A 6,546-nucleotide genomic window follows, 5' to 3' on the forward strand; every position below is an offset into this window, starting at 1 on the left:
CCCCTTTCGGCGCGGCGCGGGGGGGGGCCCCCGGGGGGGCGGGGCCCCCCGGGGGGGCCGGGGCCGGGGGGGGGGGGCGGGGGCGGCGGCCGGGCCCGGGTCCCGGGCCCGGACCCCGGGGGCGTTACGCGGAGGCGTCGCCGGAGGACTTGCCCTCGGTCTCGGCGGCGAGCTTGGCGAGGATCTGGTCGTAGAGCGCGACGAGTCCCTTCGGGGCGAACTTCCGCTCGAAGAAACCGCCGATGCCGCCCGCACCGTTCCACACGGACGTGACGACGGCCTTCGAACGGCCCTCACCCGCCGGGGTGACCACCCAGGTGGTGACCATCGAGGAGTTGCGGTCCTTCTCCACCAGCTGGCCGTCGACGGGCTCGCTCACCTCGAGGAGGCAGTCGCGGACGCGCTTCTCGGTGGCCTGGAGCCGCCAGTGCACGAGCGTGCCCTCGCCGTCGCCGCCCTCCCTGACCTCGTACTCGCTGAAGTTGCCGGGGAGCAGCTTGGGACGGGTCTCCCTGTAGTCGGCCAGCGCGTCGAACACGTCCTCCGCCTTCGCCGCGATGACCCGCTCCGTGGTGGCTTCGACCTGCGCCATGGCTGTTCCTCCAGCACTCGGTTCCTGGGTGGGGTGCTGCCAGCCAACCACCCCCGCGCTCACCGCCTCAAATCGGGGTGGGGGCGGGGGCAGGCACCGGCCGCCGGGATGGCGCGCACGATCAAGGGAACATTTGTTCTATTCTCGAACGGAGCACTACCGAAGGAGGCACGCATGCGCTGGGACCATCTGGCCGACCAGCCCGCCGCGGACGGGACGCACACGGCCGGGCGCGGGGCCGGTGGCGGCGGAGCCGGGCGGGCCCCGGCCCTCTTCGCCGCCGACGCCGTGACCACCAGGACCTTCGACACGCCCGAGTTCCGCGGGATCACCTTCCACGAGATCAGGGCCCGCTCGATCGTGAACCGCGTGCCCGGCGCGTCCCGCATGCCGTTCGAGTGGACGGTGAACCCGTACCGCGGCTGCTCCCACGCCTGCGTCTACTGCTTCGCCCGCAAGACGCACAGCTATCTGGACCTCGACACGGGAGCGGGCTTCGACTCCCAGATCGTCGTGAAGATCAACGCACCGGAGCTGCTGCGCCGGGACCTGGCCTCGCCCCGCTGGCAGGGCGCGCACATCGCGATGGGCACCAACGTCGACTGCTACCAGCGCGCGGAAGGCCGCTATGCCCTGATGCCCGGCATCATCTCCGCGCTGCGGGAGCGCGCGAACCCGTTCTCCATCCTGACCAAGGGCACGCTGATCCTGCGGGACCTCGGCCTGCTCCGGGAGGCCGCCGCGGTCACCGACGTGGGCGTGTCCGTCTCGGTGGGCTTCACCGACCGGGAGCTGTGGCGCACGGTCGAACCGGGGACGCCCGCGCCCGAGCGCCGCCTCGACGTGGTGCGGACCCTGTCCGGGGCGGGCATCGGCTGCGGGGTGCTGATGGCGCCGGTGCTGCCGTTCCTGAGCGACAGCCCCGAGCAACTGCGGGCGACCGTACGGGCGATCGCGGCGGCGGGCGCGGTGTCGGTGACCCCGCTGGCACTGCATCTGCGGCCGGGCGGCTCGCGCGAGTGGTTCATGGCCTGGCTGCGGCGGCACCACCCCGGACTGGTCGGCCGGTACGAGCGGCTGTACGGGGGCGGCTCGTACGCGCCGAAGTGGTACCAGCGCCAGATCACCAGGACCGTGCACGAACTCGCCGACGAGTACGGGATCGGCCCGCGCGGGCGTTCGTTCCGCATACCGCGCCCCGACGACGCGGACGCGGAGCCGCCCGCCCCGGCACCACAGGCGACCCAGCTCACACTGCTGTGAACCAGCGCGCGGGTTGCCCTTCGGGTGACTGGCCGTTCGGCCACTCGTACGACCGTGATCCGCGGCGCGTCCCTGGTGCGCGAGGCGGCTGTACGGCGGACTGCCCTCGCCGTATTGCCGTTGCTCGCGGCCGACGCCGTCCGTGACGATGGGATCATGAGCGATCTCACCCATCTCGCCGCGCCCGAGGGTGTGGCCCCCGGCAGCGGGTACAGCCATGTCGTGCTGGGGACCGGCACGTTCGTCGCCGTCTCCGGGCAGTGCGCCTTCGACCAGGAGGGCCGGATCGTCGGCGTGGGCGACCCCGCGGCCCAGGCCCGCCAGGTGTTCGAGAACCTGCGCCGCTGCCTGGCTGCGGCCGGGGCCACGTTCGACGACGTGGTGAAGCTGACGTACTACGTGACGGACGTCGCCCACCTGCCCGTTGTGCGGGCCGCGCGCGACGCGGTGCTCGACACGGCGCGCCCGCCGGCGAGTTCCGCCGTCCAGGTCGCGGCGCTGTTCCGGCCTGAACTGCTGGTGGAGATCGAGGCGTTCGCGGTGATACCGGCGGGCACGGCGTGACGGGCCCCGGAGAAACCGCCGACGTGGCGGTGCGCGCGATGGAGTCGGCGGACTGCCCGGCGGTCGCGGCCGTCCGGGTGCGTGGATGGCAGTTCGCCTACGCGGGCCTGATGCCCCAGGCGTACCTGGACGCGATGGACATCGAGGCGGAGACGGCCAGGCGCCGGGAGCAGTTCGACGCGGGCGCCGGGCGGGTGGTCAACCTGGTCGCGGAGCGCGCGGGGGCGGTGGTCGGCTGGGGGTGCTACGGGCCGAGCCAGGACGCGGGGGTGCCCGAGGGCACGGTCGAGTTGCACACGCTGTACCTGCTACCCGAACACGTGTCGAGCGGGGTGGGCAGGACGCTGTTGGGCGCCCTGCTCGACCGGGCGCGGGCGGCGGGGCATCCGGCGATGACTCTGTGGGTGGTCACGGGCAACGCGCGGGCCCGCCGTTTCTATGTCCGGGCCGGGTTCTCCCCGGACGGCACGGAGGAACTCTACGAGATCCAGGGCGTCCGGGTGCCCGAGCTGCGTTACGCGAGGGCGCTGAGCGACGTGCCCGCCGCCGCGGAGAGCCGGGGGTGAGCGAGGGCTGCGCGCAGCACGGGGGCGGCGCGCGGGTCGGCGAGCGTTCCGAGGCCCTCGACGCAGGCGAGTGCCACCCGCCAGTGGGGCTCGTCGGGCGCCAGCAGCCCTTCGAGGGTCTCGATCAGCGCGGGCGCGGACTCGGGCGCGCGCAGCGCGGCCAGCAGCCGGACGGGGTGCAGGGCGTAGGCGGTGCGCAGCGGGTTGGTGGCGAGGGCCGCCGCGGCGCGCGCGGTACGCGGGTCGCCGAGCCGGGCGAGGGCGTACGAGGCGGCGACGCAGCGCTCGGGGTCGCGGTGGTTGAGCAGCAGGACGAGCGCCTCGAAGGCGCGGGCGTCGCGGGCGCAGCCGAGCCGGAAGGCCGCGATCTCCCGCGCCCAGAGCGGGCGTTCGCGTGCGACGAGGACCGCGGCGAGCTTCTCGGTGTCCTCGGTCTCCAGCAGGTCGGCGCAGGCGGGCGAGGCGCCGGACTCGTCGCGCACGCGGTCCGCGAGGGCGCGGAAGTCCTCGTCGGTGACGTCCATGCGGCTCAGCGTAACGGCGCGCCCGCGGTGCGTGCGGGCACACGGAAAAGTCCGGCGGCGGCCTGGTGCGCTCATTACTCGTCGGTTAACCTCATGTGAGCGGGCGGCCGGTGACGCAGCCGCCCGGGGCGCCGTCGGTTCGGCGCCCGCGATGACGCCCGGAAGTCCGCGGCGGCCGGCCATATCCCGTATCCCGGGGCACACGGCGCCGCTCTCGCCGGTCTTCCGACCCCATTCGACGCGACCACGGGACAGGGTCCGTCGGCTTCCCCGGCACGCCAGTCGCGGGCCGGCCGCCGTCTCCCCCTGGAGTCCCGTCATGGACGTCAAAGACATCAGTACGGTCGCCGTCATCGGCCTGGGCACCCTGGGCCGGGGCCTCGCCGAGACCCTGGCCAGATCCGGCCGCGCCGTCATCGGCGTCGACACCGACCCGGCCGCCGCCGCGCGGGCCGCGGGCGCACTGGACGCGTCCCTCGCGCGCGCCGTCCGCCGCGGCGACCTGACGGGGCGTGAACACCGTTCGGCGATGGCCGGGTTGCGTACCTCCACCGACCCGCGGGCCGCCGCCGACGCGGAGTTCGTGGTGGAGGCGGTGCCCGAGTCGTACGAGGAGAAGCGCGATGTCCTGCGCGCCCTGGACGCGGTCGTGCGGCCGGACACGGTGCTCGCCACCGGCACGAACGCGCTCTCGGTGACGCGTCTCGCGGCCGGCACCGCGCATCCGGAGCGCGTGGTCGGCATGCACTTCTTCCACCCGGCACCGGTGATGAGGCTGGTGGAGGTGGTGCGTACGGTCTTCACCTCGCCCGCGGCCCTCGACGCGGTGACGGCGCTCGCCCGCGGGCTCGGCAAGGAGCCGGTCGCGGCGGGCGACCGGCCCGGCTTCGTCGCGGACGGCCTGCTGCTGCGCTACCTCAACCGGGCCGCGGCGATGTACGAGTCCGGCTACGCGTCGCGCGACGACATCGACGCGGCGATGCGGCTGGGCTGCGGCCTGCCGATGGGGCCGCTCGCGCTGCTCGACCTGATCGGCCTCGACACGGCCCGCGCCGTCCTTGAGGCCATGTACCAGGAGTCCGGCGACCGTCTCGACGCCCCGGCGCCGGTGCTCGGCCGGCTGATCGCGGCGGGGCTGGCCGGCCGGAAGTCCGGCCGGGGCTTCTACCGCTACGCGGCCGACGGCGCGGCGGCGCGCGCCCACCGCCCCGCGGCTGCCGTGGCGCCGCCGGCCGGCACGGTCGGCATCGCGGGGTCGGGCACGATGGCGGCGGGCATCGCCGAGGTGTTCGCGAAGTCCGGGCACCGGGTCGTACTGGCGGGCCGCACGGACGCGAAGGCGAGGGCGGCCCGAGAGAAAGTCGCTTCGTCACTTCGTCGCTCTGTCGACAAGAAACGCATGCCCGTAGAGGCGGCGGACGCCACGCTCGGCAGGGTCGGCACCGCCGGATCGCTGGACGCGCTCGCCGGGGCCGATCTGGCACTGGAGGCCGTCGCGGAGGACCTGGACGTGAAGCGGGGTCTGTTCCGCGCCCTGGACGGGGTCTGCCGGGAGGGCGCGGTGCTGGCCACCACGACCTCCTCCCTACCCGTCGTCGCGTGCGCCCGGGCCACCGCGCGGCCCGAGGACGTCGCCGGCATGCACTTCTTCAACCCGGCGCCGGCGATGGGGCTGGTCGAGGTCGTCCGCACGGTGCTGACCTCGGACGCGGCGCACGCCCGGGTGCGGGACGCGGCACTGGCCGCGGGCAAGCACCCGGTGGACTGCGGCGACCGGGCCGGCTTCATCGTCAACGCGCTGCTGTTCCCGTACCTCAACGACGCGGTGAGGATGGTGCAGGACCACTACGCGACCCCGGACGACGTCGACACGGCGATGCGGCTGGGGGCGGGGTACCCGATGGGCCCGTTCGAGTTGCTCGACGTGGTCGGCCTGGACGTCTCGCTGGCCATCGAGCGCAGTCTCCACGAGGAGTTCCGCGATCCGTCGCTCGCGCCGGCGCCGCTGCTGGAGCGGCTGGTGGCGGCGGGTTTCCTGGGCCGCAAATCGGGCCGCGGCTTCCGCGCGTACGCGCGGGACTGAGGGTCCGCGGCACACAGTGCCACCTGCATGGAGTACGTTCACCGTATGTCGCAGTCGGCCAAACCCTCACGTACGCAGACGAACTCCGACGTTCCTGTGAGCGCCGCCGGCACCAAGGCCGCGGCCCAGCGTCTGAAAATGCGCCGCGAGCTGGCGGCGGCGGCGATGGAGCTGTTCGCGACCAAGGGGTACGAGGCCACCACGGTCGACGAGATCGCCGCCGCGGCCGGGGTGGCGCGCCGGACGTTCTTCCGCCACTTCCGCTCCAAGGAAGAGGCGATCTTCCCCGACCACGACGACACGCTCGTACGCGCCGAGGCCGTGCTGAACGCGGCCCCGCCGCACGAGCACCCGCTCGACACGGTGTGCCGGGGAATCAAAGAGGTCATGCGGATGTACGCGGCGTCTCCCGCGGTGTCCGTGGAGCGCTACCGGCTGACACGCGAGGTGCCGACGCTGCGGGAGCGCGAGATCGCCTCCGTGGCGCGCTACGAGCGGCTGTTCACGCGCTACCTGCTGGGCCACTTCGACGAGCACGCGCATCCGGGCGACAGCGACGACCCGCTGCTGGCCGAGGTGGCGGCGTCCGCGGTGGTCACGGCGCACAACCATGTGCTGCGCCGGTGGCTGCGGGCCGGCGGCGAGGGCGATGTGGAGGCGCAGCTGGACCACGCCTTCGAGATCGTCAGGAACGCGTTCGGCACGGGCTTCGCGGCGGGCGCGCCCATCAGTGCGGAGAAGCCGCAGGCCACGGCGCACACCAGTGGGGACGTGCTGGTCGCGGTGGCCCGTACGGACGCGCCGCTCGACGAGGTCATGCGGACGATCCAGCGGGCGCTCGGGACCGCCTGACCTCCACGCCACCGACCCTCGCGCCGCCGGCCCGCGCGCCACCGATCCCCGCGCGCCGGGCTCGTACACCCCCGGCTCCACGCGGCTCTCACGTCGCAACCC

General features: G+C 74.1%; 7 protein-coding genes. 5 read left to right on the top strand and 2 right to left on the bottom strand.

The features are described from left to right. Nucleotides 1-124: 124 nt before the first annotated feature. Nucleotides 125-592, bottom strand: coding sequence for an SRPBCC family protein (locus tag LCE31_RS14555; RefSeq protein ID WP_225014671.1), 468 nt, complete (start codon nt 590-592; stop codon nt 125-127). A gap of 174 nt (nt 593-766) precedes the next feature. Between LCE31_RS14555 and LCE31_RS14560 the strand changes: the two genes are divergently transcribed. The 3 genes from LCE31_RS14560 (at nt 767) to LCE31_RS14570 (ending at nt 2,985) form a co-directional block, all read left to right on the top strand. Continuing rightward, nucleotides 767-1,855: an Rv2578c family radical SAM protein gene (locus LCE31_RS14560; RefSeq protein ID WP_225014672.1), complete on the top strand. Its 1,089-nt coding sequence runs from the start codon at nt 767-769 to the stop codon at nt 1,853-1,855. A 156-nt stretch (nt 1,856-2,011) separates the two neighbouring features. Then, on the top strand, nt 2,012-2,419 hold the full coding sequence (locus tag LCE31_RS14565) for a RidA family protein (RefSeq protein ID WP_225014673.1): 408 nt from the start codon (nt 2,012-2,014) through the stop codon (nt 2,417-2,419). Further along, nucleotides 2,416-2,985 (top strand): GNAT family N-acetyltransferase, encoded by a 570-nt coding sequence (locus LCE31_RS14570; RefSeq protein ID WP_225014674.1) that lies wholly within the window; start codon nt 2,416-2,418, stop codon nt 2,983-2,985. The genes LCE31_RS14565 and LCE31_RS14570 overlap by 4 nt, the downstream gene beginning before the upstream one ends. Here the strand turns inward: LCE31_RS14570 and LCE31_RS14575 are convergent. Further along, nucleotides 2,934-3,509: a HEAT repeat domain-containing protein gene (locus LCE31_RS14575; protein ID WP_225014675.1), complete on the bottom strand. Its 576-nt coding sequence runs from the start codon at nt 3,507-3,509 to the stop codon at nt 2,934-2,936. The two genes, LCE31_RS14570 and LCE31_RS14575, sit on opposite strands and share 52 nt — an antisense overlap. Before the next feature lie 319 nt (nt 3,510-3,828). Here LCE31_RS14575 and LCE31_RS14580 point away from each other — a divergent pair, with 319 nt between their 5' ends. Further along, nucleotides 3,829-5,592 carry a 3-hydroxyacyl-CoA dehydrogenase family protein gene (locus tag LCE31_RS14580; protein ID WP_225014676.1) on the top strand — a complete coding sequence of 588 codons (1,764 nt, stop codon included), beginning with the start codon at nt 3,829-3,831 and terminating at the stop codon, nt 5,590-5,592. Nucleotides 5,593-5,637: 45 nt separating this feature from the next. After that, a complete protein-coding gene (locus tag LCE31_RS14585) occupies nt 5,638-6,444 on the top strand; it encodes a TetR family transcriptional regulator (RefSeq protein ID WP_225014677.1) in 807 nt (268 codons plus the stop codon). Nucleotides 6,445-6,546: the final 102 nt, after the last annotated feature.

Source organism: Streptomyces sp. 8L (genome assembly GCF_020176795.1).
Taxonomy (GTDB): domain Bacteria; phylum Actinomycetota; class Actinomycetes; order Streptomycetales; family Streptomycetaceae; genus Streptomyces.

Bases quoted from the DNA above. Each gene is read 5' to 3' on its own strand.
- LCE31_RS14555 (WP_225014671.1), bottom strand. From the start codon at position 592: ATGGCGCAGGTCGAAGCCACCACGGAGCGGGTCATCGCGGCGAAGGCG.
- LCE31_RS14560 (WP_225014672.1), top strand. From the start codon at position 767: ATGCGCTGGGACCATCTGGCCGACCAGCCCGCCGCGGACGGGACGCAC.
- LCE31_RS14575 (WP_225014675.1), bottom strand. From the start codon at position 3,509: ATGGACGTCACCGACGAGGACTTCCGCGCCCTCGCGGACCGCGTGCGC.
- LCE31_RS14565 (WP_225014673.1), top strand. From the start codon at position 2,012: ATGAGCGATCTCACCCATCTCGCCGCGCCCGAGGGTGTGGCCCCCGGC.
- LCE31_RS14585 (WP_225014677.1), top strand. From the start codon at position 5,638: ATGTCGCAGTCGGCCAAACCCTCACGTACGCAGACGAACTCCGACGTT.
- LCE31_RS14580 (WP_225014676.1), top strand. From the start codon at position 3,829: ATGGACGTCAAAGACATCAGTACGGTCGCCGTCATCGGCCTGGGCACC.